21 protein-coding genes are annotated in these 26,768 nt (G+C 58.7%); 14 read left to right on the forward strand and 7 right to left on the reverse strand.

What is annotated here, in order from left to right; translation table 11 throughout:
• Positions 1–3: 3 nt before the first annotated feature.
• The 13 genes from JFU47_RS17835 (at position 4) to JFU47_RS17895 (ending at position 17,861) form a co-directional block, all read left to right on the forward strand.
• Complete coding sequence (locus tag JFU47_RS17835; protein WP_201184646.1) at positions 4–1,524, forward strand: sigma-54 interaction domain-containing protein; 1,521 nt, start codon at positions 4–6, stop codon at positions 1,522–1,524.
• A gap of 93 nt (positions 1,525–1,617) precedes the next feature.
• A complete protein-coding gene (locus JFU47_RS17840) occupies positions 1,618–1,758 on the forward strand; it encodes a hypothetical protein (protein ID WP_008150087.1) in 141 nt (46 codons plus the stop codon).
• Between the two features lie 17 nt (positions 1,759–1,775).
• Entirely contained in the window at positions 1,776–2,972 is a 1,197-nt protein-coding gene (tagH, locus tag JFU47_RS17845; RefSeq protein ID WP_201184648.1) for a type VI secretion system-associated FHA domain protein TagH, read from the forward strand.
• Positions 2,973–2,977: 5 nt separating this feature from the next.
• On the forward strand, positions 2,978–3,478 hold the full coding sequence (gene tssJ / locus JFU47_RS17850; protein WP_201184650.1) for a type VI secretion system lipoprotein TssJ: 501 nt from the start codon (positions 2,978–2,980) through the stop codon (positions 3,476–3,478).
• Between the two features lie 2 nt (positions 3,479–3,480).
• Positions 3,481–4,812 carry a type VI secretion system baseplate subunit TssK gene (gene tssK / locus JFU47_RS17855; RefSeq protein WP_046045022.1) on the forward strand — a complete coding sequence of 444 codons (1,332 nt, stop codon included), beginning with the start codon at positions 3,481–3,483 and terminating at the stop codon, positions 4,810–4,812.
• Positions 4,813–4,817: 5 nt separating this feature from the next.
• Complete coding sequence (gene icmH, locus JFU47_RS17860; RefSeq protein WP_149631550.1) at positions 4,818–5,693, forward strand: type IVB secretion system protein IcmH/DotU; 876 nt, start codon at positions 4,818–4,820, stop codon at positions 5,691–5,693.
• A gap of 13 nt (positions 5,694–5,706) precedes the next feature.
• Positions 5,707–9,231, forward strand: a complete 3,525-nt coding sequence (gene tssM, locus JFU47_RS17865; protein WP_201184652.1) for a type VI secretion system membrane subunit TssM — start codon at positions 5,707–5,709, stop codon at positions 9,229–9,231.
• Positions 9,231–9,959 (forward strand): PP2C family protein-serine/threonine phosphatase, encoded by a 729-nt coding sequence (locus JFU47_RS17870; RefSeq protein WP_140675581.1) that lies wholly within the window; start codon positions 9,231–9,233, stop codon positions 9,957–9,959. The genes tssM and JFU47_RS17870 overlap by 1 nt, the downstream gene beginning before the upstream one ends.
• Positions 9,956–10,957 (forward strand): serine/threonine-protein kinase, encoded by a 1,002-nt coding sequence (locus JFU47_RS17875; protein ID WP_201184654.1) that lies wholly within the window; start codon positions 9,956–9,958, stop codon positions 10,955–10,957. The genes JFU47_RS17870 and JFU47_RS17875 overlap by 4 nt, the downstream gene beginning before the upstream one ends.
• Positions 10,958–10,985: 28 nt before the next feature.
• Positions 10,986–13,022, forward strand: coding sequence for a type VI secretion system Vgr family protein (gene tssI / locus JFU47_RS17880; RefSeq protein ID WP_201184656.1), 2,037 nt, complete (start codon positions 10,986–10,988; stop codon positions 13,020–13,022).
• A gap of 11 nt (positions 13,023–13,033) precedes the next feature.
• On the forward strand, positions 13,034–14,065 hold the full coding sequence (locus tag JFU47_RS17885; protein ID WP_201184658.1) for a tetratricopeptide repeat protein: 1,032 nt from the start codon (positions 13,034–13,036) through the stop codon (positions 14,063–14,065).
• A complete protein-coding gene (locus JFU47_RS17890) occupies positions 14,062–17,115 on the forward strand; it encodes a hypothetical protein (protein ID WP_201184660.1) in 3,054 nt (1,017 codons plus the stop codon). Before JFU47_RS17885 ends, JFU47_RS17890 begins: the two co-directional genes overlap by 4 nt.
• Before the next feature lie 2 nt (positions 17,116–17,117).
• Positions 17,118–17,861 (forward strand): hypothetical protein, encoded by a 744-nt coding sequence (locus JFU47_RS17895; RefSeq protein ID WP_201184662.1) that lies wholly within the window; start codon positions 17,118–17,120, stop codon positions 17,859–17,861.
• Between the two features lie 49 nt (positions 17,862–17,910).
• Here the strand turns inward: JFU47_RS17895 and JFU47_RS17900 are convergent, their stop codons facing one another.
• Together JFU47_RS17900 and JFU47_RS17905 are read right to left on the reverse strand one after the other, a co-directional pair.
• Positions 17,911–18,930, reverse strand: a complete 1,020-nt coding sequence (locus tag JFU47_RS17900; RefSeq protein ID WP_201184664.1) for a lysozyme inhibitor LprI family protein — start codon at positions 18,928–18,930, stop codon at positions 17,911–17,913.
• A 275-nt stretch (positions 18,931–19,205) separates the two neighbouring features.
• Positions 19,206–19,589, reverse strand: a complete 384-nt coding sequence (locus tag JFU47_RS17905) for a DUF6124 family protein (protein WP_201184666.1) — start codon at positions 19,587–19,589, stop codon at positions 19,206–19,208.
• Between the two features lie 577 nt (positions 19,590–20,166).
• Between JFU47_RS17905 and JFU47_RS17910 the strand changes: the two genes are divergently transcribed.
• Positions 20,167–20,556, forward strand: a complete 390-nt coding sequence (locus JFU47_RS17910; RefSeq protein WP_201184668.1) for a helicase — start codon at positions 20,167–20,169, stop codon at positions 20,554–20,556.
• 270 nt (positions 20,557–20,826) lie between these two features.
• Here JFU47_RS17910 and JFU47_RS17915 read toward each other — a convergent pair whose 3' ends face one another.
• From JFU47_RS17915 to exbD, 5 genes are all read right to left on the reverse strand, one after another.
• A complete protein-coding gene (locus JFU47_RS17915) occupies positions 20,827–22,227 on the reverse strand; it encodes an aminoacyl-tRNA deacylase and HDOD domain-containing protein (RefSeq protein WP_201184670.1) in 1,401 nt (466 codons plus the stop codon).
• Positions 22,228–22,305: 78 nt separating this feature from the next.
• Complete coding sequence (gene recG, locus JFU47_RS17920) at positions 22,306–24,381, reverse strand: ATP-dependent DNA helicase RecG (RefSeq protein ID WP_123367553.1); 2,076 nt, start codon at positions 24,379–24,381, stop codon at positions 22,306–22,308.
• A 9-nt stretch (positions 24,382–24,390) separates the two neighbouring features.
• Complete coding sequence (locus tag JFU47_RS17925; RefSeq protein WP_123367554.1) at positions 24,391–25,320, reverse strand: hydrogen peroxide-inducible genes activator; 930 nt, start codon at positions 25,318–25,320, stop codon at positions 24,391–24,393.
• 276 nt (positions 25,321–25,596) lie between these two features.
• Positions 25,597–26,337 carry an energy transducer TonB family protein gene (locus JFU47_RS17930; RefSeq protein WP_201184672.1) on the reverse strand — a complete coding sequence of 247 codons (741 nt, stop codon included), beginning with the start codon at positions 26,335–26,337 and terminating at the stop codon, positions 25,597–25,599.
• Positions 26,334–26,762 (reverse strand): TonB system transport protein ExbD, encoded by a 429-nt coding sequence (exbD, locus tag JFU47_RS17935; RefSeq protein WP_123367168.1) that lies wholly within the window; start codon positions 26,760–26,762, stop codon positions 26,334–26,336. Before exbD ends, JFU47_RS17930 begins: the two co-directional genes overlap by 4 nt.
• Positions 26,763–26,768: the final 6 nt, after the last annotated feature.

A 26,768-nucleotide genomic window follows, 5' to 3' on the forward strand; every position in this document is an offset into this window, starting at 1 on the left:
GTGATGTTCACTCAAGTGCCGCAGCCGCTGGTCTATGCCGAAGCCTTGCTGGCGCAATTCGCCAGCTTGTCGCGCGCGGCGGACGGTGCTGCGCTGCTGGGTGACTTCGTGCGCGGGTTGGCCGAGCTCAGCGGTTGTGAGTTGACGCAGTTGTACCTGCTGGACGCGACTCACACGTGCCTGGGGATGAACGCCGAATGCCTCAACGGCATCCTGCAACCCCGGGAAGCGGAGAGCCTGCCGGCGGATTACAACGGTGAACAACTGCTGCAATTCGCCCTGTGCCAGAGCCGCGTGGTGTGTCTCAGCGAGCTGAGCGGCAGCTTGCACGAAACCAGTTTCCTGCCACCTCAGGCCATGCCTTGGCAGTCGCTGTTGTGTGTGCCGCTGGTCAATCAGCAGAAAGCCGTCGAAGGCTTGCTGGTGTGCGCCAGTCGCCGGCACATCGACCTGCAAGGTTTTGCCGATTCCCTCGGTCAACTCGGTTCGTTCGTGCTCGGCCAACTGCATTTGCTGCAACGTCTGTGTCAGCCAACCAGTGATGCGCGGCCAGTGAAGGTCAGCGTTCCGAGCGCCAGCGGTTACGGTTTGATCGGCAAGAGTTCGGCCATGCGCCAGACCTATTCGTTGATCAGCAAAGTCCTGCACAGCCCGTATACCGTGCTGCTGCGCGGCGAAACCGGCACCGGCAAGGAAGTGGTGGCGCGGGCGATTCACGATTGCGGCCCGCGCCGTTCCCAGGCGTTCATCGTGCAGAACTGCGCGGCGTTCCCCGAGAACCTGCTGGAAAGCGAATTGTTCGGCTACCGCAAAGGTGCGTTCACCGGTGCTGATCGCGACCGTGCCGGGCTGTTCGACGCGGCCAACGGCGGCACCTTGCTGCTCGATGAAATCGGCGACATGCCGTTGTCCCTGCAAGCCAAGCTGTTGCGGGTTCTGCAGGAGGGCGAGATTCGCCCGCTGGGTTCCAACGACACCCACAAGATCGACGTGCGCATCATCGCCGCGACGCACCGGGATTTGTCGGTGCTGGTCAGCGAAGGCAAATTTCGCGAGGACTTGTACTACCGCCTCGCGCAATTTCCGATCGAGTTGCCGGCCCTGCGTCAGCGCGAAGGCGACATTCTCGACCTGGCCCGGCACTTCGCCGACAAGGCCTGCTCGTTCTTGCAGCGCGATGCGGTGCGCTGGTCCGATGCGGCGCTGGATCACCTGTCCGGTTACGCCTTCCCCGGCAACGTGCGTGAACTCAAAGGTCTGGTCGAACGTGCGGTGCTGCTGTGCGAGGGCGGTGAGTTGTTGGCCGAACATTTCTCTCTGCGCATGGAGGCCATGCCGGAAGACAGCAGCGGCCTGAACCTGCGCGAACGCCTGGAGCAGGTCGAACGCAGTCTGTTGCTCGATTGCCTGCGCAAAAACGACGGCAACCAAACCCTCGCGGCCCGCGAACTCGGGCTTCCACGCCGCACGCTGCTGTATCGCCTCGGGCGCCTGAATATCAATTTGGGTGATTTCGATGGCTAGGCAAACGACCATCGATTTCACCTTATCCGCTTCTAACAGCGCCGCCCCAACGGGTCGGCGCTTTGTACTTTGTCTACCCCTGGAGACCCTCTGATGTCTGTTCGTCACTGGCAAGCCGTCCTGCTGACCCTCGTCGTTCTATGCGGCCTCGGCGGCTGTAGCGGCAATTACAAATACAACGACAACACCTATCGCCCATTGGGTGATCCGCAGGCGGTCAATCGCGGCAAGTGACCGCAAGGAGTATCACCATGGAACTGGTTTTCGAAATGCTCAACACCAAGCAGTTCGTGCCCACGGATTTGTGCCAGAAGACCTTCAAACAGGCCGGTGGCGTGATCGGTCGGGGTGAGGATTGCGACTGGATCATTCCGGACCGCAAGCGTCACCTGTCCAACCACCACGCGTTGATCAGCTATCGCGAAGGCACGTTTTTCCTGACCGATACCAGCAGCAACGGTATCCAGGACAGCGAAAGCGGCGCGCGCCTGCGCAAGGGCGAAGCGATGCGCATCGAGCACGGCAGCGTCTACGTGCTGGGTGACTTCGAGATCCGTGCGCGGCTGGTACGCGATCCGGCGACCTTCGACGTTGAAGTCGGCCGTCCGCAAGTGGCAGGCAGCATCATTCCGGACGATGCGTTTCTCGATCTCGACCCGCTCAATGCCCTCGATCAGCAAGAGCGCGTGTATTCGGAAATCGACGAGCTGATCTCCCCGAGCACGACCATCGAGGACACCCGTCAGCGCGCCGACTATGCGCGCATCGACATGGAAAGCCTGATGGTGCCAGAGCTGATCAACGCCCCGGCAGAGCCAACACCCGCGCCACCGCCCAAAGCGGTCGAGCGTCAGAGCGAAGGTTTCTGGGAGCACTTCGGTGCCGCGTTGGGCGTGGACCTCAAAGGCCTCGACCACGATGCCCGCGAAGCCTTGGCGCTGAACGCCGCACGCCTGCTCAAGCAAAGCGTCGGTGGTTTGCAGCAGAGCCTGCGCACCCGCAGCGAACTGAAAAACGAACTGCGTCTGGCCCAGACCACTGTGCAAGGCACCCAAAAGAACCCGCTGAAATTTGCCGTCGATGCCGGCGAAGCGTTGGGCATTTTGTTGCAGCCGAACAAGCCGGGCCAGTTGCCGGCTGAGCAAGCAATCTCCCGTGCGTTCCGCGATTTGCAGGCGCATCAGGTGGCGTTGCTGACCGCCAGTCGCGCTGCCGTTCGCGGCACGCTGGAACACTTCTCGCCACAGCAATTGACCCTGCGTTTCGAGCGCGACAACAAGCCGTTGCTCGCCACGTCCGGCAGTCGCTGGAGAGCTTACGGTCGTTATCACCAGGCCCTGCGCCAGGACGATGACTGGAGCGAGCGCCTGCTGGCCCGCGACTTCGCTCAGGCCTACGAAGAACAGATCCGCCTGATTTCCACCCTTCACACCGACCACCAAGGATGATGCGCATGTCTCGCTGCTCGACCGCTTTTTTCAAGACGCTGATGGCGTTCGCGGCCCTGGTGCTGCTGGCCGGCTGCTCGTCGCTGTCGCCGTATTCCCACGTCACCAAACTCAACCTGAAGCTGACCGCCAGCGATCAGCTGAACCCGGACCTCAACGGGCGTCCGTCGCCGATCGTTGTGCGTCTGTTCGAGCTCAAGCATCCGGTGACGTTCGAGAACGCTGACTTCTTCAGCCTGTACGAGCGCGCCAAGGAATCCCTGGCCCCGGACCTGGTGGCCAGCGAAGAAATTGAACTGCGTCCAGGTGAAACCGTGGAGATGAAACTCAGCGTGGAGGAGGGCAGTCGCTACGTCGGCATTCTCGCCGCCTACCGCGATCTGCCGGAAACCAAATGGCGCTACACGGTGCAAGTCACCCCTGTAGAAGTCACCGACGCTGATCTGACCCTCGACCAGGCCGGTATTCGCAATAGCAACGAAACGCTCGCCAAGGCAGATGACTGATCATGAATTCCCATAAAGTGATTTGGCAGGAAGGCATGCTGCTGCGTCCGCAGCACTTCCAGCACAACGATCGCTACTACGACCACCAGATGAAGACCCGCACTCAGTTGCTGGGGAGCTACACCTGGGGCTTCCTGAACCTGGACATCGACTTGCAGTTCCTCAACATGGGCAAACTGGTGATCAGCCAGGCCTCGGGGATTCTGCCGGACGGCAGCCTGTTCGAACTCGGCGGCAACACCGAGCCGCTGGCCCTCGACGTGCCGCCGAACACCGGTAACACGCCGATCTACCTGGCGCTGCCGCTGGTCACCGGCAACCACATCGAGTCGCGTCGTCCGGAGCAATCCGACGTGCTGGCGCGCTACACCGCGTACGAAGCGGAAGTGGCCGACTCCAACGCCGGCGACGATTCCGCCAGCCAGGTCAGCTGCGGCCGCCCGGACTTCAAACTGCTGCTCGGTGAGCAACAGAGCGACCAGGCCTACGTGAAACTGAAGATCTGCGAAGTGCTCGACACCACGCCCGACGGCGTGATCAGCCTCGACCCGGACTTCGTGCCGACCTACATTCAGGCGCATTCGTCCAGCTACCTGCTGTCGTGTCTGAAAGAAGTGATCAGCATGCTCGGCCACCGGGGCGACACCATCGCCGAGCGCATTCGTTCCAACGGCAAGGTCGGTGGCGCGGAAGTCGGCGACTTCATGATGCTGCAACTGATCAACCGCACCGAACTGCTGCTGCGCCACTACCTCGGCCTGGAACAGGTTCACCCGGAAGAGTTGTACCGCACGCTGCTGACCATGCTCGGCGATCTGGCGACCTTCTCCAGCGACAGCAAACGCCCGCGCCTGGACAGCCGCTACCAGCACAGCGATCAGGGCGCGAGCTTCCGCAAACTGATGGAAGCGATTCGTCAGGTGCTGTCGATGGTGCTCGAACAGCACGCCATCGAACTGGTCCTGCAAGCGCGCCAGTACGGGATCATCGTCTCGCCGTTGCACGACCACAAACTGCTGGGCTCGGCCTCGTTCGTGCTCGCCGCCAGTGCCAACTGCGACTCCGAAGAACTGCGCCATCGCTTGCCGGCGCACCTCAAGGTCGGCCCGGTGGAGCGCATCCGCCAACTGGTCAACCTGCATCTGCCGGGCATCAAGGTCAAACCGTTGCCGGTGGCCCCGCGGCAGATCGCGTTCCACTCCAACAAAACCTATTTCATTCTCGAACTCAGTTCCGAAGACCTGGCCCAACTCGAGCGCTCCGGCGGCTTCGCGTTCCACGTGTCCGGCGAATTTGCCGAGCTTGAACTGAAATTCTGGGCCATCAGGAACTGACCGACATGATCAAGGACATGGAACACAACCAGGACGATAAAACCGTCCTGCTCGACCGCCAGGGCCACGGCCCGGCGCAGAGTCCGCTAACCGATTTCGCCGCACCGCCGCGTTTTGAACAGCTCGAAGAGCGGATGATCTACGCCGCACGCTTGCGCCCGGCCGAAGCCTTCAACATCAGCCTCAATTCGCTGGTGGCCGCGGCGTCCGACCTGTTGTCGGAAGTGGTGCGACTCAAGCACAGCGACACCCGCGAAGACATGTACGCGCTCAACGAGCGACTGACCGCCGGGCTGAAACTGTTTGAAGTGCGGGCGCTGCACAACGGCGCCGAAAGCAGCCAGGTGATGGCCGCGCGTTACGTGCTCTGCACCGTGGTCGACGAGGCCGTCGTGACCACACCGTGGGGCAACGAAAGCGAGTGGTCGCAGATGAGCCTGCTCAGCAGCTTCCACAACGAAACCTTCGGCGGCGAGAAGTTTTTCCAGCTGCTGGATCGCCTGTCGAAAAACCCGGTCAAGCACCTGCCGATGCTGGAACTGATGTACCTGTGCCTGTCGCTGGGCTTCGAGGGCAAGTACCGCGTGCAAGCCCGCGGCATGCTCGAGCTCGAAGGCATCCGCGACGCCTTGTATCGCCAGATTCGTCAACTGCGCGGCGACGTGCCTCGCGAACTCTCGCCCCATTGGGAAGGCTTGAACGATCAGCGCCGCAGCCTGGTGCGCATCGTGCCGGCGTGGATGGTGGTGCTGTTCACCGTGGTTTGCCTGGTGGTGATGTATTCGGGCTTTGCCTGGGTACTGGGCGAGCAACGCGAAACCGTTCTGCAACCTTATCAGCAGCTAGATCCGGCCGCGGTCCAGCCGCAGTCGCAGCCGTAAACAGGGACGTGTGATGAAAAAGTTTTTCAAGAAAGTCGGCGCATTCTTGCGCAAGACCTGGGTCTGGACCTTGCTGGTGGTGCTGTTCGTCGCGCTGCTGGTGTGGTTCGTCGGGCCGCTGCTGGCCGTCGATGACTACAAGTTCTGGGAAGGTTCGACCTCCCGCCTGCTGACCATCAGTGTGCTGTTCCTGATCTGGGGCCTGACCATGGTCTTCGTCAGCTGGCGCGCTGGCGTACGCAAAAAGGCTATCGAAGACACCGAAGACGGCCAGGATCGTATCCGCCGTGAAGAGTTGATCGACGAAGAGCAGAAAGAGCTTCGCGTGCGCTTCAAGGATGCGTTGAAAACCCTGAAGACTTCGAGCCTCTATCGCGGTCGCAGCGAACGCTGGCGCAGTGATTTGCCGTGGTACTTGCTGATCGGCCCGCAGGGCAGCGGCAAGACCAGCCTGTTGGACTTCTCGGGCCTTGAGTTTCCGATCAACAAGATCGATCGCAAGCTGACCCGCGACACCCTCGGCACCCGTCATTGCGACTGGTATTTCGCCGACCACGGTGTGCTGATCGACACCGCCGGACGTTACCTGACCCAGTCGGATGGCGAAGTCGATGGCAGCGCCTGGAGCACCTTGCTCGACCTGCTGCGCAAGCGTCGCCGCAACCGTCCGTTGAACGGTGTGCTGGTGACCATTCCGGTGGAAACACTGCTGAGCGGCAGCGAGCAAGACCTCGATACCCTGGCTCGCCAGGTGCGTGCCCGTCTGCAAGACGTGCATCAGAAACTGCACGTCGATGTGCCGGTTTATCTGGTGCTGAGCAAGGCTGACACGCTGCTCGGTTTCGACGAGTTCTTTGATCAACTGACCCGCGAAGAAAGCGATCAGGTGCTCGGCACCAGCTTCCGCAAAGAGCAGAGCGGCACCGACGTCGCCGTCCTGCGCGCCGAGTTCGAAGAGCTGCTGCGTCGCCTGAACAGCCAGGTGATCATGCGCATGCACCAGGAGCGCGACACCCAGCGCCGTGGCCGCATCCTCGACTTCCCGCATCAACTGGGGCAGATCGGCGAGCGTCTGTGCCTGTTCGTCGACATGGCGTTCACCGGCAACCGTTACCAGCGTGTCAGCCAGTTGCGCGGTTTCTACCTGACCAGCGCACCGCACCTGACCCAAGAGATGGACCAGACCACCGCCGGCATCGGCGCCAATCTGGGCATGAACGCTGGCGTGCTGCCGACCTTGCGCAGCGGCCGTTCGCGCTTCATTCACCACTTGCTCAGCCGGGTGATTTTCCCCGAGGCCGATCTGGCCGGTCTGGACAAGCGCGAACGCAGCCGCATTCATTGGGGCCAGCGTGCGTTGTACGTGGGCGCATTGGCGGCATTGGCGCTGTTCGGCATGCTGTGGGCGGGCGGATTTTCGGCCAACTACGAGCGTCTGGAAAACCTGCGCAGCCTGGCGACCAACTGGACGCAACAGCGCTCGGCATTGACCGCGCGTGATGATTCCATGGCGGTGCTCAAGCCCCTCGACACCAGCTACGCAGCGACTCAGGTCTTCCCGAAAAAAGGCGACGTGAGTTACCACGAGCGCGGTGGTCTGTACCAGGGCGAAGAGGTCAATCCGGTGGTCAAGGAGGCCTACGAGCGTGAGCTCGAAGCGCAATTGCTGCCGAAGGTCGCGACGCTGCTGGAAGGTCAGATCCGCGCCAACATGAAGGACCGCGAACGCTTGCTCAACAGCCTGCGTGCGTACCTGATGCTGAACATGAAAGACCGTCGCGACGGCCCGTGGCTCAAGGATTGGGTCGCTACCGAATGGTCCCAGCGTTACGCCGGCAACACCGCCGTGCAGAACGGTTTGAACACCCACTTCGAGCGTTTGCTGAAGCAGCCGTTTATCTACCCGTTGAACGATCAACTGGTGGCTCAGGCGCGTCAGGTCCTGCGCAGCGAATCGCTGGCCAACGTGGTTTACCGGATGCTGCGCGAGCAGGCTCGCAACCTCCCGGAATACCGTTTGAGCCAACACATCGGCCCGCAAGCTTCGCTGTTTGTCGGCACCGAATACGTGATCCCGGGTTTCTACACCCAACAGGGTTATCAACAGTACTTTTCGGTCCAGGGCTCTGCGCTGGTCACCGACCTCCTGCGTGACAACTGGGTGCTGGGCGAAGGCTCGGGCATCAGCGGCATGGACTTGCGTCGCCTGATGGTCGAACTGGAGCAACTGTACTTCCGCGACTACGCCAACTTCTGGAGTGAAGCGGTTGGCCAGGTTGCCTTGCCACCGATCAACGACGCCGGTGAAGGCGCCGAGCAACTGGCGGGCCTGACGTCCGCCAACTCCCCCGTGCTACAACTGCTGGTGGAAGTGCGCGAGAACACCCGTTTCCCTGTGATCGCCGACAGCGCTGATGAAGCTGCCGAGGCGGCGGACAAACTGGGCGAGAAGGGCGGCAAGCTCGGCAAACTCGCGGCGGCCGCGGCTGACAAAGCCGCAGACATGTCCAAGAACCTGCCGGACACCGCGAAGAAATCCCTGCAACGTCGCTTCGAACCGCTGCACCGTTTGCTGGATGACAACAACGGCCCAGCCGCTGATTTGACCCCGGCCCTGACGGCGCTCAACGACCTGCAACTGCAACTGGCGAGCCTCGCTCGTGCCAGCGCGCCGGAACAGGCTGCGTTTGAAATGGCCAAGACCCGCATGAGCGGCCAGCGTGATGCGCTGAGCAACTTGCGCAATGCCTCCAACCGTCTGCCGCGTCCGGTCAGCGTGTGGTTCAACGTACTGGCTGAAGACACCTGGCGTCTGGTGCTGAACGATTCCTACCAGTACCTGAACCAGCGTTATCAGAGCGAGCTGTACAGCTTCTATGGCAAGGCGATCAACAAGCGTTACCCGTTTAGCGCCCACAGCACCAGCGACGTTGCGATCAGCGACTTCCGCGAGTTCTTCAAGGCGCAGGGCATCAACGATCGCTTCTTCGAGACCTACATGCGTCCGTTCGTGAGTGGCGATCCAGGCAACTACCGTCTGCGCAGCATCGACGGTCACAGCATGCCGATCTCCAAGGTCTACCTCGACCAGATGGCCGCGGCACAAGTGATTCGCCAGAGCTTCTTCTCGATCAACCCGGCTGAACCGCAAGTGCAATTCAAACTGGAGCCGTACACCCTCGACCCGGCTGTCAGCCGTTCCGAGTTCAAGTTTGGTGACAAGACCATCGAATACCGCCACGGCCCGATCGTGCCGGTGTCGTTCAAATGGCCGACCGATGCTGAAGACGGTCGCACCAGCCTGGTCCTCGACAAAATGGCCGGCCGCCCGATCGGTATCGAAAAGAACACCGGCCCATGGTCGCTCTTCCGTCTGTTCGACCTGATGCAGACCGAGTACCTGAGCGGTCGCGATGTGCTGGTACTGAAAGCTGATGTGGGCGGCCTGCGCGCCAACTACTTGCTGTCGAGCCAGCGCACACCGAACCCGTTCGACATGGGCGTGCTGCGTACCTTCCGTATGCCGGTGCAGCTCTGATGCTGGTTGCCAGTCCCTGGCGCAGCGCTGCGCGTACCGATCCGGGCAAGGTTCGGGCGCGCAACGAAGATGCTTTCCTGGACTGCCCACAACAGGGGCTGTGGGTGGTCGCGGACGGCATGGGCGGTCATCAGGGTGGCGACATCGCCAGCCAGTTGATCGTCGCCAGCCTGGCGGAATTGCCGGTGCAGGACGACTTCGACGAACGACTCAAAGGCATTCGCCAGTGTTTGCACTGGCTGAACCGCCGCTTGGGTCAGGAGTTGACCGTCACCGCCGGGCGCCATGACAGCATCATGGGCAGCACCGTGGTGGCGCTGCTGGTGGAAGGCAATCGCGCGGCCTGCATCTGGGCCGGCGACAGCCGTTGCTACCTGTGGCGCGGCCAACGTTTGTATCAGCTGTCCAAGGACCATTCGCTGCAACAGCAACTGATCGACGAGCAAAACATGAGTGTCGAAGACGCCCGTGCCCATCCTTCTGCTCATGCCTTGACCCGTGCGGTCGGGGCTGCGGAGCAGCTGACGCTGGATGTGCTTGAACTCGAGGTTTACCCCGGCGATGCGTTTCTGTTGTGCAGCGATGGTTTGTACCAGGGGTTGAGCACCGATGCCTTGGGCAACGCCCTGAGCCTGACCGCGCCGCACGTTGCGCTGGAGCGTCTGTTCGACGGCGCCCTGCGTGGCTCGGCCCGGGACAATTTGACTGCTGTGGTGATCCGAAAATGACTCAACTCATGCCGCCGCTCGACGACCTGCCGGTGACCGACGAGGAAGCCAATAACCTGACTTACTTTGCGTTTGCCAAGTCGCATAAAGCTGAGCCCGCACTGGCGCCTACAAAGGCCAGCGTTGGCGAAATGCCCGACGTGCTGGCAGGCCGTTACCGCATCGAGCGCCTGCTCGGTGCCGGCGGCATGGGCGCGGTTTACCGCGCACGGGATCTGCTGAGTGAGCAGTTCGGCGATCCCGACCCTTACATCGCGCTGAAAATCCTCAGCGAAGAATTTGCCGAATCGCCGGACGCCAGTGCCTTGCTCTACAGCGAGTTCGCCCTGACCCGACGCCTGCGCCACGACAACGTGCTGCGTTTGCACAGCTTTGAAGTGGACACCGACTGCCAGCGCGCCTTCATCACCATGGAACTCATGCGTGGGCTGACCCTGGACAAACTACTCTGCGAGCGGCCGCTGGGCCTGCCGTGGAAAGAACTGCGCGACATCGCGCTGCCGCTGCTCGACGCGCTGGCCTTCGCCCACGCTCGCGGCGTGCTGCACGGTGACATGAAGCCGAGCAACGTCATGCTCAGCGAAGAGGGCGTGCGCCTGTTTGACTTCGGTCTGGGCCAGGCCGAGGAGGGCATCCTGCCCGGCCTGCCACACCTGAGCCGCAACCGCTTCAACGCCTGGACCCCCGGCTACGCCGCCCCCGAACTGCTCGAAGGCCAACCGCTGTCGGCCAGTGCGGATATTTATGGCGTGGCCTGCGTGCTCTACGAACTGGCGGGCGGTAAACACCCGTTCCGCCGCTTGCCCTCGACCGAGGCCAGAGATGGCCACCTCGAACGCGAGCTGCACGCCCCCAGGAACCTACCGAAACACTGCTGGCCAGCCCTGCGAACGGCGCTGGCTTTCGATGCGGCCAAGCGCACCATCACCGCCGCACAACTGCGTGACGCCATGGGCGCCACTTCGTCTTTGCTGCAACGCCTGCGACTGCGGGCGTAACGGATGACTACCGAACAGGGAGCAAGCAATGTTCAACCCAGCTAACGAAACGCACTTCAGCCTGACCGTGGAAGACTACGTCGGCGACCTGCAAGTGTTGTCGTTCACCGGCACCGAAGGCATCAGCCAGCCGTATCGCTTCGACCTGGAACTGGTCAGCGAAAACCCCGACCTCGACCTGGAAAAACTCCTGCACAAGCAGGCATTTCTGGCGCTTGATCCGCAGGGCAGCGGCATCCACGGCCAGATCTACCGCGTCGCCCAAGGTGATGCCGGCAAACGCCTGACCCGCTACAAAATCTCCCTGGTGTCGCAACTGCAATACCTGCACCACCGCACCAACCAACGCATCTACCAGCAGATGTCGGCGCCGAAAATCATCGCGCTGATCCTCGACGAACACGGGATCAAGGGCAACGCCTACAAATTCCAGCTGAGCCAACCCTGCCCGGACCGCGACTACTGCGTGCAGTACGACGAAACCGACCTGCACTTCGTCCAACGCCTGTGCGAAGAAGAAGGCATTCACTACCACTTCCAGCACAGCGAAAAAGCCCATCTGCTGGTGTTCGGCGACGACCAGACCGTGTTCCCGAAACTCGGTCAGCCGACCGCATATGTGCAAGGCAGCGGCATGGTCGCCGACGAACCGGTGATCAAAGGCTTCAAACTGCGCCTGGAAACCCGCACCGGCCGCGTCACCCGTCGCGACTACGACTTCGAAAAACCTCGCCTGCAACTTGAGTCCGCCTACAAACCCGAGGCGCAAAGCGATGAACCGGACCTCGAAGACTACGACTACCCCGGCCGCTTCATCGACCGCGCACGCGGCAAATTCCTCAGCCAACGCGCCCTCGAACGCCACCGCGCCGACTACCGCCAGGCCGAAGGCAAAAGCGATCAGACCACCCTGGTCAGCGGCCACTTCCTGGAAATGTCCGACCACCCGCGCACCGAGTGGAACGACCTCTGGCTGCTCACCGAAATCGTCCACGAAGGCAAACAGCCGCAAGTCCTCGAAGAGTCGGTGACCAGCGACACCACCGACAAAAAGGACGACTTCCACCAAGGCTACCGCAACCGCTTCCTCGCCACCCCGTGGGACGTGTTCTACCGCCCGGCGCTGGAGCATCCGAAACCGCGTGTGCTCGGTAGTCAGACTGCGATGGTCACCGGGCCTAAAGGTGAAGAGATTCACTGCGATCAGTACGGCCGCATCAAAGTGCAATTCCACTGGGATCGTGAAGGGTTGGCGGATGACAAAACCAGCTGCTGGATGCGTGTTTCTTCGAGTTGGGCTGGGGATCGGTATGGCGCGATTGTCATTCCGCGTATTGGTATGGAAGTGCTGGTGACGTTCCTTGAAGGGGATCCGGATCAGCCGTTGGTGACTGGGTGTCTGTACCACAAGGAAAACCTCGTCCCCTACGACTTGCCGGCGAACAAGACTCGCACCGTGTTCAAAACCCTCAGCTCACCGGGGGGCGGCGGATACAACGAACTGCGCATCGAAGACAAGAAAGGTGCGGAACAGATCTACATCCATGCCCAGCGGGATTGGGATGAAAACATTGAGCATGATCAGAAGATTCGGGTCGGGAATGAGCGCCATGACACGGTGGAGAAGAACACTTACACCGAGCTGAAGGCGGAAGAGCATCGGACCACGATTGCGGATCGCAAGACTGAAGCGCGGATGGATGACCACCTGACGATTGGGCAGAACCAGCATGTGAAGTTGGGGACTGCGCAGCTGACTAGCGTTGGGAAAGAGATTCATCTGAAGGCTGGGGACAAGATTGTCATCGAAGCCGGGATGGAGCTGACAGTAAAAGCAGGTGGTAGCTTCATCAAGCTCGATGCTGACGGGATTACCGTGGTTGGGCCGGTGATCAAAATCAATGCTGGCGGTTCGGCGGGGAGTGGGACCGGGATCGGGATTAAACCGCCGGTGCTGCCGGGGGCGGCGGATAAGGATAAGGCGGGGAGTTTGATGGATCAGGCGTTGTTGAACGCGCCGCCTGAAAAGGTTAAGCCGAAGGCTTTTTTTGTGTTTTCTGAGTGATGAGATTCGTGATGACAACAAACAAACACGTAAGTCTGGTGAAGTGGTGTTCCATCGCATTGCTGACCTTAGGTATGCACACCAGTGCCTTTGCCTCGTCGTCCATTGAAGCTCAATGTCCGAGCGACGACTTTGCAGAGTTCGTTAAAGTTTTCGCCTCCCAGCCGGAAATACAGAAGGCCTTTATCGCCTCTCCCGTTCAAGAGATTCGAGTGGTTTTCGATGGTGATAAGCCGAAGGTAGTCAAACGTAAACTCACAACGCTGGACGCTACGGAATTGAGCGTTCTCATTCCAGAAAAAGCCGCTGATTCGAATCTCACCATTAAGGTCGAATTACCTGACAAGGTGATCGTCCGTGACCAGGTGGGCGGAGTTCTGAAAATTTTCGTCTTCAAAAACGACAACTGCTGGGTTCTGAGTCGTGTCGAAAATTGGTCGCTTAAAAACGTTTTAGAGGGTGTGGCTCGAACGGAGAAACTATCACCCGGTGAGCCAGAACTGAGGAAAGGTGTGTGGTATGACAGGTTGGCCAATCATGCTTCGCCCGAGTCCGGTGTTTATCTGTACGCCGCAGCGCTGGATAGCTATTTAGCCGGCGCACAGCAGGGTTCGCCGCAAGCTGCATTGTCTGCTGCGGGAATCAGTCTTTCTGGACAAGCTCCACGCTTGGATAACACCAAAATTTTGGATCTTTTGGTTGCTGCTTCAAAAAGCATTCCCGACGCAGGCGTGGCGCTTGCAAATTTTTACTGCGATGAGGGTGAATACGACGACAAGCACGTCTGTATCAATCCGCAACAGTCAATGGCCGCATTGGAAAGCGCCGCGCGCCGAGGCTCAGTTGATGCACTTATCCAACTAGGGGAGGTGTATGAAGTCGGCACTGTTGTCCCTGCTGATCTGCCCAGAGCAATGGCTTGTTATCTGGAGGTTCAGAAAATGGATAGTGAGTCCGGTACGCGAGGTGTTGACCACTTAGCGGCCCAGGGCGTCGTCGCTGATAACTCAACTCAATGTCTTAAAGCAGGAAGCTTCCGATGAGTACCGGCCTACTTGAACAGCGGGTTAACTACCCGCATAGCCAATATGAATACGGCCCTGCGAAAGGGTACGCCGACGCCGACGCCGACGGTCGCAAGGAAATCGACTGCTCAGGTTTGTTGTACCGAATGCTGAAGGATGCGGGATATTCAATCCCGTACCTGACAACGGGACAGTTAAATGCTGACGTAACCCATTTTGAAGTCATCCCGCTCGCGAGCGTCGAGCCCGGTGATATTGCACTGTGGATCAATTTCCACGGGCATACGGGGGTAGTCGAGGACATCAACTCAGTACGGACCGCGGGGAATTTTTTCGGCTCGCAATCTTCTTCTGGGCCGAAATCCGCTAAGTATGGGAACCAGAGCGGTTACTGGCCGATGCCAGAAAAGTTTTTGCGTCCGAAAGCTCAATACAGGACGGGTGCGCAACCGGCGCCAGCGCCTGCTCCTGCTCCAGCACCTGCCCCGGCAGGGCCTGCACCTCAGATGAATTTCCAGTATCCATTCAGGAAGGCTGACGGGAAGCAGTTCACTGACGCGGAAGAAGTCTACAAAGCGCTCGAAGGTGAAACGTCGGGACACTACTTGCTGGGCAGTAACAAGTTCTGGCATGGCGGTATCCACATTACCAATTCAAGTGCCCCACAATGTGTACTGAATGAGCCCGTTCGCTGCATGGCCGATGGCGAAGTCGTTGCTTATCGCCTTAACGAAGATTATCTAGAGTCGACTTTCGGCGACAACGAGAAAAAACTGAAGTACTCCAACTCCTTCTGCCTGGTGCGTCACGAATTCAAATCGGCGCCGAACGCGGAAGAAGGACCGAACAAGGGCAAGCAAAACAAGCTGAATTTCTACAGCCTCTACATGCACTTGTTGCCTCATGCTCGTTATCCGCTGGCCCCTGAAGAAACGCCCAACAAGAAAGTCACCATGAAGGTCGGTGACTTCAATGCCTATCCAACGGCGCCCCAGCCCGGTGTCGTCTCGCAGGCCGACGGAAAACTGGTTAATGGCACTCAACTAGAAATTCTCGAAACGGCCAACAGCGGCGAGCTGACTTATGCCAAAGGTAAAATTCTTTCCGGAAGTGTGAAAAAAGGCTCGACCAAAACTCGTGGCGTTGGAGATGCAGTCTGGTTCGCTTACCTGAAAAATGGAGTGCCCTACAAAAACACCGCCAATACTCAAATCTGGAAGGAAGAGTTGCTGCCCGAGCGTCTTCGGCCGAACTATTGGCAGGGCAAGGTTAAAGCGAAGTTGATGAAGCGCTTGCCGCTGTACGACGCGCCCGCAACCCCCACTAATGGACAGCCAGCCGGTAGTCCGAAAGGGACGCTGCAGCTGAACGTTGGCAGCGTCATCGAATTCGACAGTAAAGCGGTGTTGAACCTTTCCGTCGGCAATCAAACGCTGCGCATGGCCGCTTGCACATTAGTGAGTGGTGCGCTTTGGGGGAATGGTGTTGTGCCGCCGACGTTCTGGGCCTGTGTGGAGAACGTACTGCCGAATAAATGCGTAAGTTGGGAGACCGTCACGCCCAGCGAATTCGATACTGTTGTAGCCACCAGCACCGGCATAAAGGCGGGTGACCCGATCGGTTACTTGGGGCAGACGGAAAATCTCACCAGCGAGCAAGGCGCGTCGGACAGCAAGTTTCAGGTTCACGTCGAAATATTCACCGCCGAAGCGGAAGTGAAAGATTTCCTCAAAAACCTCGCTGGCCTTAAAACAGGTAAGCAGTACCTTCAATTGACGACCGGAACGGAGCTTAAGAAAGTAGCCCCGGCGACCGGCACGACACCGCTAAAGCTCGACCACGCCGTCAACCTCGGCAAGGTCCCAATGATCAAGGTCGGCACGGAAGACTGGTACAGCGTTAGCATCACCGACGACGGTCAACCGGTCAGCGGACTGGTAAAAAAAGCAGGCGCGAAAATCATCACCCAGCACGACTGGGAAAAACTGGGGTTCCAGATTGTTGAAGAAACAAACGCTACGGCGGATGGTTTCCTTGATCCCGAAGATATGCCGCAGTTCTTCAACGATTTGTTCGCCAAAATTGACACAAACCACGACGGTCAAGTCGATTCAGCTGAGCTCGCGAATGCGTTAAAAAATGCTGATACACGTTCACGGTGGTCGAAGCTGATCGCTCATCATCCGACCGAATGGAAGGACAAAGCGGACTCTGCAAAGTGGAGTAAGTTATATCAGTTATTGGAAACCTCCCCGAAGACGTTGAAGCATGAAAAAGAGCGTATTGACAAGTATGTTTTTTGGGATGAGCTTGCGGGAAAGGCGGCTATGAGTTCTAGCTTGATTTGGCATTTTCACCCGATAGCGTTGCTTGATAACTTCATGAGTCAATCCGTATACATAGATGTAGAACGATTTGTTGCTATGTATGCCGAACAGCACGCATCATTCCAAGCGGAATCTCCCGCACTTTCAGCGAAGTCGAAAGAAAATCTACGGGAAATCGTAAAAAACATAAATATCTACGTCGATAAAAATAGAGAAATGCTGACGATATATGAATTGTCGTATATGTTCGCAACGGCCAGGCATGAGGCATACAACTACACAATCGCCGAATATTTTAGTGCTGCGCCGGAGATCGGGTCGGTTAGTTATTTCGACAAGTATGATCCTGTTCTTGCGGCGAGTGCTGCGCATAGGGAGAGAGCGATAGGTAATGGAAACACCGTCCAAGGTGACGGTTTTAAATACCGCGGGCGTGGTTTGGTGCACTTGACATGGAAAAACAACTATCAGAAAGCCAAAGATTATTTCGGGATAGATTTTGTTGGAAGTCCTGAAGAGGCCGCTGGATTTAAAAATTCAGTTCCCATTATGATTTGGGGTATGAAAGAGGGTATTTTTACCAATCAAAAATTGGGCACCTATGTAAATAACACCACCAAGGACTATCAAGGCGCTCGTAAAGTTATCAACGGTTCCGACCAGAAGGTTCTGATCGCGAGTTACGCCACTAAATTTGAAGCTATTTTGAGAGCTACATCCGTAGCGCCGGAGACTCGATAAGAATGAAAAAGAAAAACCTGTTTGCATTGTTGTTCATTGGCCTCTCGATTACCGTATCTGCTGCTGAAAAAGCAACAGTCTCTGCGGGCGATGTTTATGAAGTAAATGAAGCGACTCAGAGCCTAAAAGTTAGCTGGTCGGGTGGAAGCAAAATTGTTGACGGTGTCATTGGCGATAAAGGAGAAGTTACGAGAGACTTTGTTGACTTCAATGGCACTAAAGCGTTGCACTATGAAAACTTGGCATCGAGCACTCCGTTTGAAGCGTACTTTACGCTGAGTAGGCAAGGAGACAATGTCGTTGTCGATTGCATATATGCAAATATACGTAATGACAGAAATGGTATTCTCATCAACAAGGCTGTTTGTGATCTTAATAGACCGCTTGTCGAGGATTATGAGGAGTCTATCTATGAGTTTTCTGACGAGTGGAAAAACGCTACGGGAAAAATTTCAATAGAGTCTTTGGGTAAGACTCCGGTGGTAGCTTTGAATGTGGATGAGGCTCAGTACAAGGACATCCATTTGGTGAGAACCTATAAATCTAAGGACGATTTGGTTTCCAAATCTCCGTCAGTTGCTGTTACGCAAGACAGCATCCGGCATCAGTTCAGCTCTGGCACAATATTTTCTGTATATAAGGTTAGTGATTTGAAATCTCCTCAGTATTTAGAGGTGGCGGCAAAAGGTATTGAGGAATCTTTTACACGCTATGATTATGAAGGTTTGAAAGCGTTGTTAAAGTAACTTTGATATTCGATGGAAAAGGGGACAATCCGTCCCCTTCCTTTGGCGCCTACGGCATGTAATCCAGCGGCGCCTTGCGCCAATCGAATTGTTCGGCATACCAGCGTTGAATCGGGCCTGGCAAACGTCCCTTCCAGCCCTGCACGTTAGTGTAATAGCGCACGCGGTAATTCTGCTTCTGATCGCTGACCAGCACCGCGACCCAAAGTTGAGCGTCGCGTCCGCGCATGATTAGTGCGGCGTTGGGAGGAGGAAGCCCCAAAACCCGAATGTTGGCGACTTGAGCCCCCAGGTTGTCTGCGGCGGACTCGTCTACGTAGTAAAACGAGTCACTGGCATCCAGAACGGTTTGATAGTCATCCTTAAGCAATTGCCGAGCCGCATCGTCTTCTTCTTGCGTCCGGAGGAGTCCCAGCGACAACAGGTCATAGTTCAAATCAAGTGGTTGTTCGGATGCGACATAATGTCCGCCAAAGGCTGCGTCAGTTCCGTGGCATTCACCCACTTGGATGACGTAAAGGAGGCCGGTGGTTGGTGTCATCAATAACGTGCAATCTTCGCTTCGATAAATACCTTGGGAGCCTTCCAGGTTGAACGTACCAGTCAAATTTCCTGAGCCCATTTTATTTGACGCTTTTGAGCTGAAACCGAACTGTGGCGCGCGCCCGTTTATCTTCCATTCGGCGCTGTCGAATCTCCCTGCCGGGATACGTTGCCAGGTTCCTTTCCAATTGAATGGTTTACCTGCATGTTGGAGCTCTGCAATCCGCATCGAATAACTGCGTCGCAAACAATGAAAGTCGGCAGCGCAGTGGTCGCGGTTTTTAATCCATTGGCGTTGATCAGCCTTCAGCATCACGGTGTCTTTCACTGTTGCCTTTGCTGTTTTCCATGCCTGCCCCAATTTACGATCCAATCCAAGCGTGTATGGGTCAGAACATATTGTCTTTTCTGTAGGTGTCGCAGCATTCGCACAGTCGAAACTGTTGGCGGCAGCAATTGTGGTAAAAGCCATACTGGCCAGCATCATGGTGTGGACAAGGATAGGGCGGGGTAAGGCAAAAGGCATTTGAAGATTCCATTCTGAAAGTGCGGCACAAGTATGCGTAGATGCATGGTGATTTTCAGCTTTTTCGTGCTTTTGGAACTTTCCTGGCGGCGTTCAGCAGTGTCAGGCCGTGCAGCGTGCATTCTCTCGGCTGCCTTTGGAGAAGCAGGTGATGGTGGATTGGATTGAAGGGGGCGGAATCGGTCAAGGCAAGTCACTGCATTTAAAGCTCGGAGTGCAGACGTGACAATGCATTGGAATGAAGAAGGGGACGTCAGTCCCCTTCGTATTTCTTGCTACGTCTTAGCCCGATGCTCCGCCGGATCCGGCGAATCAATGTGATCCAGAGCTCGCTCTACTAATAGATGCACACCGACCGCCATTCTGCTGAGTGCCAGTGCGACGGAGCGGCGTGAGCCTTCTACGCTGTCGGCCAGGTCGGCGGCGATGGCGCTGATGGACAGCAGGTCTTCCGAGGCGTTGGCCAGGACGGTTTCGGTGTGGAGGTCGGGAGCGACGATGAAGAGGTCGCCATTGCGACGTTTAGGTTTTTTATCCGCAGGTGTGCCGAGGTGAAGATCTAGGGCACGTTCGGCGGCTTCGTGGAGTTTTTTGGAATCGAAGGATTCGTAGGGGGATGTGTCTTCGTGTTCGGGGGGATTCGGTGTTGGCTTGATCATAGATGTATCTCCTGGAATTAAGAGACCGACACCGTTTCGCTTTGCACTTCGAAAGAGGTGGCAGCTGTGCGTTGGTGTGCAAGACCGATCCAGGAACCGGCAGACCCGAAGGTCTCCGACGCACAGCCGCCATAACGATCCGCGAGCATAGGAAAACGCTCGACGAATAGCCATAAGCAATTGCGCACCTGGATTCGGACTTGCACGTCCGTGTCACCGATTTTGTGGCGACCACCAGAGACTATCGGTGATACCGAAGACTGACTAGTTCACGGACAGCCCGGCGTGTTGAAGGAAATGTCCGAGAGGTTTGAGGGGATCAAGATCAAAAGATCGCAGCCTTCGGCAGCTCCTACAGTTTGTGTTTCTTCAGGTGTAGGGAAGGTGTCGAGAGGTGATGCGGAGCGTCACGGGATGCATTCCTTTGCTGCGCGTGGGAACGGTCAGGTTGGCGTGACTTGGTAGTCATTGGCGTCAAAAAGACCTGTATCTTCTTCTAACGCAACCAGATAGTGGCGTTCTTGCATGAAGCCGCTACACTGCGCCGGCCGTTCATTTTCCTTTTGAGGCTGTGCGCATGAAATTTCGTTTTCTTCTGTGGATGCTGGGTTTGTTGATGGGTAAGGCCAGTCGGACTAATCCTGCGTTTCAGCAGCAGTTGGGTGACAAGGAATTGGTGTTTCAGCTACAAACCCTGGACGGGAAGGTGGCGCGGCATTTCTTTGTGAAGGATCAGCGCATCACCAGCAAGTCCGGCGTGTATGCCGAGCCGGCGTTTGCGATTGCCTTTAAAGACGCGGCGTATGGCTTTGCCACGATGCAGGCGAAGAACAAGCAGTTGGCGTTTATGACGGGGATTCAGGACAAGTCGATTCAGATCAAGGGGAATCCGGCGCTGGTGATCTGGTTTCAGGGGTTGACCAAATATTTGAAGCCGCGCAAGGCGAACGCTAAAGCCAAGGCTTGAGTCGATGGTTAACCCTGTGGCGAGGGGATTTAGCGAAACGTCGCACCGCCCCGTTGGGCTGCGAAGCGGCCCTGAAACCTGAGACTGTGTTGCATCAGGCGTACCGTGTTGGCTGGGTTTGCGACTGCTGCGCAGTCGAACGGGGATAAATCCCCTCACCACAGGGGTTGTGGTGATTCAGGTAGATCGGCGGGGGATTCATCGCGGGCAAGCCTCGCTCCTACAGGGATTGCGTAAATCCTGTGGGAGCGTGGCTTGCCCGTGGTGCTTTTAGGCCTGGCTGAATTGCGAAGCCAGTTCGCGCAGCAACACTTCAGCCTCAAGCACTTTGCTGACGACGTCGTTGGCCTTGTCGCGAGTCAGCCCCACACGCTCCAGCAAGGCGTCCGGGATGTCTTCATCCGGCCCGGACCCAATCCCGCGACTGCGCAGCAAACGCACCGCCAGGCACACGAGGTTTGGGTACTCGGCGTAATCTCCGTCATAGCCCGGGTCGTGCTGGAAGCGCAGCGCAGTGGCCAGTTCTTCGGGCATGTCCCAGTAGCGCATCAGCCATGAGCCGATCTGTTCGCGGCTGATGCCGAGCAGGTGTTGCTCGACGTAGCTGTGGCACAGGTGCGGGTTGACCTCCAGGTGGCGGCAGATCAGCGAGAAGTGCGGCGGGAAGACGTGGGCCAGCAGCAAGTAGCCGAAGTTGTGCAGCAGGCCGGCGAGGTAGGTCAGGCCGGCTTCCGGGCGCTGGGCGCGGGGCATGGCGCGGGTCAGGCCTTCGATGACGGCGGCGGTGTAGATCGATTGTTGCCAGTACGGCGTGGTGTGTTGCGGATGGTCTTTTGGCAGGCTCAGGGTTTTGCCCAGGGCCAGGCCCAGCGCCAGATTGATCACCAGGTCAAAACCCAGCACCCGCACGATGGCGTCTTCTACTGAACGAATCTTGCCCGGCGAAGCGTAGTACGGCGACGCTGCCCAGCTCACGACTTGTGCGGCCAGGGCCGGGTCGGTTTCAACGACGCCGGTGATGTCGTCGATGGTGGCGTTGGGGTCGACGCGCAGTTTGATGATTTTCTGCGCGGTCTCGGCCAGCGGCGGAATTTCGATGGTCTCTTCCAGGCGTTGCTGGATGCGCCGTGCGGTGAACGCTTGAACAGCCTGGGTGATTTCCTCGCGGTCATCGTGGGGGCGGTCGAGGTTCGGGCGAATGCTGGTCAGCGCTTCGCCGAAGTTGGCGGCGCTGGCCTTGGTCAGCATGCTCTTGAAGTCTTCGCTGGTGATCTCCAGCAACATGCCCGGCTCGCCCGAGTTGATCAGCAACTTCGGCTCGCGCAGCAGGCTTTCTTCATACAGACACGGTGTACTGGTGAGCGCCGGCATACCGGGCAGCAGGCTCAGGTTGTGTTTGCCGAGCATTTTTACCAGCCGTTCGGTCGACACGGCGGTAAGGCGGCGACCCGTCAGTTCGGCGAGGCTATTGAGGTCCAGCAATTGGCTCTGCGGGAACAGCACCATGAGCGTGCCCACGGCGTCATCGAGCAGAACTGCCTGCACTTTGCGTGCGGCGTTCAGGCCGTGATGGTCGAGGACTTCTTCGTAGGCGATACCCAGTTTGCCCAGCATCAGCCGAATAACCGACGGAGCGTGCGGGGTGGCGGGTGCGAGGGCAACTTCGGTCATGGTCTGTATCCGTTTTAAAACAATGGCAGGAGTATAACCAGCTTGCTCAGAACGGTGGTTCAGAAACTGCGACGGTGCTCACACTTGGCCGTATTGCTGCCCATGACGTAGCCAGCGGTCGAGCAGCGGGCTGACGTGATCCGGCCAGCGTTCCAGCAGCGCCTGGGCGGCGTCGCGCACGGCGGGCAGCAGATCGGCGTCGCGCATCAGGTCAGCGACCTTGAATTGCAGCAGGCCGGTCTGACGCGTACCGAGCATTTCGCCGGGGCCGCGCAGCTCAAGGTCTTTTTCGGCGATGACAAACCCGTCGTTGGTTTCGCGCATGATGCCCAAACGCTGACGACCGATCTGTGACAGCGGCGGATGGTAAAGCAGCACGCAATGACTGGCCGCGCTGCCCCGACCCACACGACCGCGCAACTGGTGCAATTGCGCAAGCCCGAGGCGTTCCGGGTTTTCGATGATCATCAGGCTGGCGTTGGGCACGTCGACGCCGACTTCAATCACCGTGGTGGCGACCAGCAGTTGCAGGTTGCCGGCCTTGAATTCGGCCATGACCGCGGCTTTTTCGACGGGCTTCATGCGACCGTGGATCAGCCCGACCTTCAACTCGCCGAGGGCGGCGGTGAGGTCTTCGTAAGTGGTTTCGGCGGCCTGACAGGTCAGCTCTTCCGACTCTTCAATCAGCGTGCACACCCAATAGGCCTGACGCCCTTCGGCACAGGCGCCACGCACCCGCTCGATGACTTCGACGCGCCGGGTATCGGTGATCAGCACGGTGTTCACCGGGGTCCGGCCGGGCGGCAGTTCGTCGAGGATCGAGGTGTCGAGGTCGGCGTAGGCGCTCATGGCCAGCGTCCGGGGAATCGGTGTCGCGGTCATGATCAGCTGATGCGGACACATCCGCCCACCGACACCTTTCTGCCGCAGGGCCAGCCGTTGCTGCACACCGAAGCGGTGCTGTTCGTCGATGATCGCCAGTGCGAGGTTCTTGAACTGCACTTCGTCCTGAAACAGCGCGTGGGTGCCAACCACCATCGGTGTGCCGTTGGCAATCTGCTCCAGTGCGGCCACGCGGTTCTTGCCTTTGAGCTTGCCGGCCAGCCATGCGACTTCGATGCCCAGCGGTTCGAGCCAGCGTTTGAAGGTGATGAAGTGCTGCTCGGCGAGGATTTCGGTGGGCGCCATCAGCGCCACTTGATAACCGGCCTCCAGGGCCTGGAGTGCAGCGAGGGCAGCGACCACGGTTTTACCCGCGCCGACGTCGCCCTGAATCAGCCGCAGCATCGGCTCGTGCTGACTGAGGTCGTAGGCGATTTCGTTGCCGACCCGTTGCTGAGCGCCGGTTGGAGTGAAGCCAAGGTTGGCCAGATATTGGGCCGGCAGCCGGGTGGCTTTCGGCATTGCCGGTGCGCGCAGGGAGCGCATGCTCTCGCGCAGGCGCTGCTGGGACAGTTGATGGGTCAGCAGTTCTTCGAAGGCCAGACGGTGCTGCGCCCAGTGATGCCCGAGGGCGAGTTCGTCGACATCGGCATCGGCCGGCGGGTGGTGCAGGTAGCGGATTGCATCGGCCAGCGGCGCCAGTTGATAGTCCCGCGCCAGTTCGGTCGGCAGCCAGTCGGGCAAGCTGGTCGGGCCGAGCATCGTCAGGGTTTGCATGCACAACTGGCGCAAGCGCTGTTGGGTCAGGCCTTCAGTGAGTGGGTAAACCGGGGTCAGGGTTTCGTCCACCGGCGGCGGCTCGTCACCGGTAATGGCGCGGTATTCCGGGTGGTAGATTTCCAGCCCCGACGCACCGGGCCGTGCTTCGCCGTAGCAGCGAATGCGTGTGCCGCGTTTGAGGCCTTCTTTCTGAGCGTTGCTGAAATGGTAGAAACGCAGGCTGAGCCCGCCTGTGCCGTCCTGCAGGCGTACCACCAGGCTTCGGCGACGGCCCATGACCACGTCGGCGCCGCTGACGGTGCCTTCGATCACCGCGTCTTGCCCGGGTCGCAAATGGCCGATCGGGACCACGCGAGTGCGGTCCTGATAGCGCAGCGGCAGGTGAAAAAGCACGTCCTGGAGATTCTCCAGGCCGACCTTGGCCAACTTCTCGGCCATGGCTTCGCCGACACCCTTGAGTGCCGTCACCGACACTTGCGACAACTCGGTCATGGCAGCGACTTAGGCCGCAACCACCGGTGCTTGCGGCTTGGCCACCGAGCACAGGCGAATGGAGTCAGCGAGAATTTCAATCGCCTTCGGCCGCGGGAAGCTCGCGCGCCAGGCGATGGCCACGGTGCGGAACGGTACCGGCGGCGTCAGTGGACGCACTTCGAGGACGCCGGGGGCGTAGTGATGGCTGTCCACCGCGGACAGCGGCAGGATCGAAATGCCCAGGCCAGACGCAACCATGTGGCGGATGGTTTCCAGGGAACTGGATTCCACGGTGGTGTGCTTGGCGCCGTCGTTGCCTTTGGCCAGGGTCGGGCAGGCTTCCAGCACTTGATCGCGGAAGCAGTGGCCTTCGCCGAGCAGCAGCAGGCTCTTGTCGTTGAGCAGGGCGGCGTCGATGGATTCTTTTTGGGTCCACGGGTGCTGGGCCGGCATCAGGACGTAGAACGGTTCGTCGTAGAGCTGGAGGGTCAGCACGTCAGCTTCGTTGAACGGCAAGGCGATGATGATCGCGTCGAGCTCGCCGTTGCGCAGTTTGTCGCGCAGCACGTGGGTGAAGTTTTCTTCGATGTACAACGGCATCTGCGGGGCGACCCGGTGCAGTTGTGGAATCAGGTGCGGAAACAGGTACGGGCCGACGGTGTAGATGGCGCCGACTTTCAGCGGCGCGGTCAGCTGGTTCTTGCCGGCCTGGGCCAGTTCGCGGATGCCTTGGGCCTGTTCCAGCACTTTCTGCGCCTGGGCGACAATGCCTTCGCCGACCGGGGTCAGGCGCACGGCACTCTTGCTGCGCTCGAAAATCAGCACACCGAGTTCGTCTTCAAGCTTTTTCACGCCCACCGACAGGGTCGGCTGACTGACGTGGCAACGCTCGGCCGCGTGGCCGAAGTGCTGCTCTTGGGCGAGGGTAACGATGTAGCGTAATTCTGTAAGAGTCATAGCAAGCGTCCATGAAGTTGCGAGCCAAGCATACCGGCTGCAATCGATAGACGCACGTTATCAGACTGAGTGTGTTGAGTGACACAGGGCAAAGCAGGTTTGCCGCTGGCGGATATGCAAAAGGCACCTTTCGGGTGCCTTTCACGGATATTCCTGCTGCCGGAGATCTTTGTGGGAGCGAGCCTGCTCGCGAATGCGGTGTATCAGTCAACATGGATGTTGGATGTGATGGCCTCTTCGCGAGCAGGCTCGCTCCCACAATGGTTCGGCGGTGGTTTAGCGCCGGCGTTTTTCCAGCGAGTAAACAAACGGTGCGACGATTTCGATGGCGCCGTTGGTCAACATGTCGGCCGGCGGCTTGGGCAGTGGTTGAGCCTCGCGGATCATTTGCAGGGTGGCGCGGTCCAGATCGGCGTTGCCGGAAGGGCTCTCCAGTTCGAACGACAACACATTACCTTGCGCATCCACCACGAAACGTAGACGGTTCACACCTTCCTTGTTCCGCAATCTTGCAGCGGGTGGATACTTCTTATGCTTGGCCAGATGCGCGAGCAATTCGCTCTGCCAGCTGGCCTTGGCCGCTTGCTGCGCCGGTGAAGGGCCCGGTGCCGGCTGAGCGGATTTCTCCGTTGGCGCCTGAGTCGGTTGCGCGTCGCTCGGTTTTTCCTCGGACGGCTTCTCTTTAGGCGGTTCCGGCTTTTTCTCCACAGGCTTGGGCGGTTGAGGCTTTGGCTTGGGTTTGACCGGTTTCGGCACCGTAATCTCGGCCTTCGGTACTTCAGCCAGTTTCGGTATCGGCAGTTCTTCCACCGGGGCGGGTGGCTGTGGCGGCGTGATGACCTTCGGTGGTGCCGGTGCCGGAACTGGCGCCAACTCGACCATCATCGCCTGCGGCGGTAGCTCGATCGGTGGGCGCGACGTCCAGTTCAGCGCCAGCGCAATGGCCAGCGCATGGACGCCCAGCACCACGGCCAGGCTCGCGCTGTAACGCGTCAGCTTTTGGCGCGTCGTGATCATTTCTTGACTGCCGTCTCGAGTCCGACCAGACCCACCTTCAGGTAACCGGCAGAGCGCAGGTTGTCCATCACGCTCATCAGGTCGCCGTAATCCACACCTTTGTCGGCCTGGAAGAAGATCGTCGTGTCTTTCTTGCCTTTGGTCCTGGCGTCGAGGGTGGCGCCGAGTGCTTCGGCTTTCACTTCGTCTTCGCCGAGGAACAGGCGTTGGTCAGCCTTGACGCTGAGGAACACCGGTTTCTCTGGTCGTGGCGCCGGTTTGGCGCTGGAAGCGGGCAGGTCGACCTTGATGTCCACGGTGGCGAGCGGGGCCGCCACCATGAAGATGATCAACAGCACCAGCATCACGTCGATGAACGGTGTGACATTGATTTCGTGGTTCTCGGCCAGATCGTCGTCTGCGCCTTCTCTCAAATGCAAGCCCATGGCTGA

This window comes from Pseudomonas sp. TH39(2020), from assembly GCF_016650715.1.
GTDB lineage: Bacteria > Pseudomonadota > Gammaproteobacteria > Pseudomonadales > Pseudomonadaceae > Aquipseudomonas > Aquipseudomonas mandelii_C.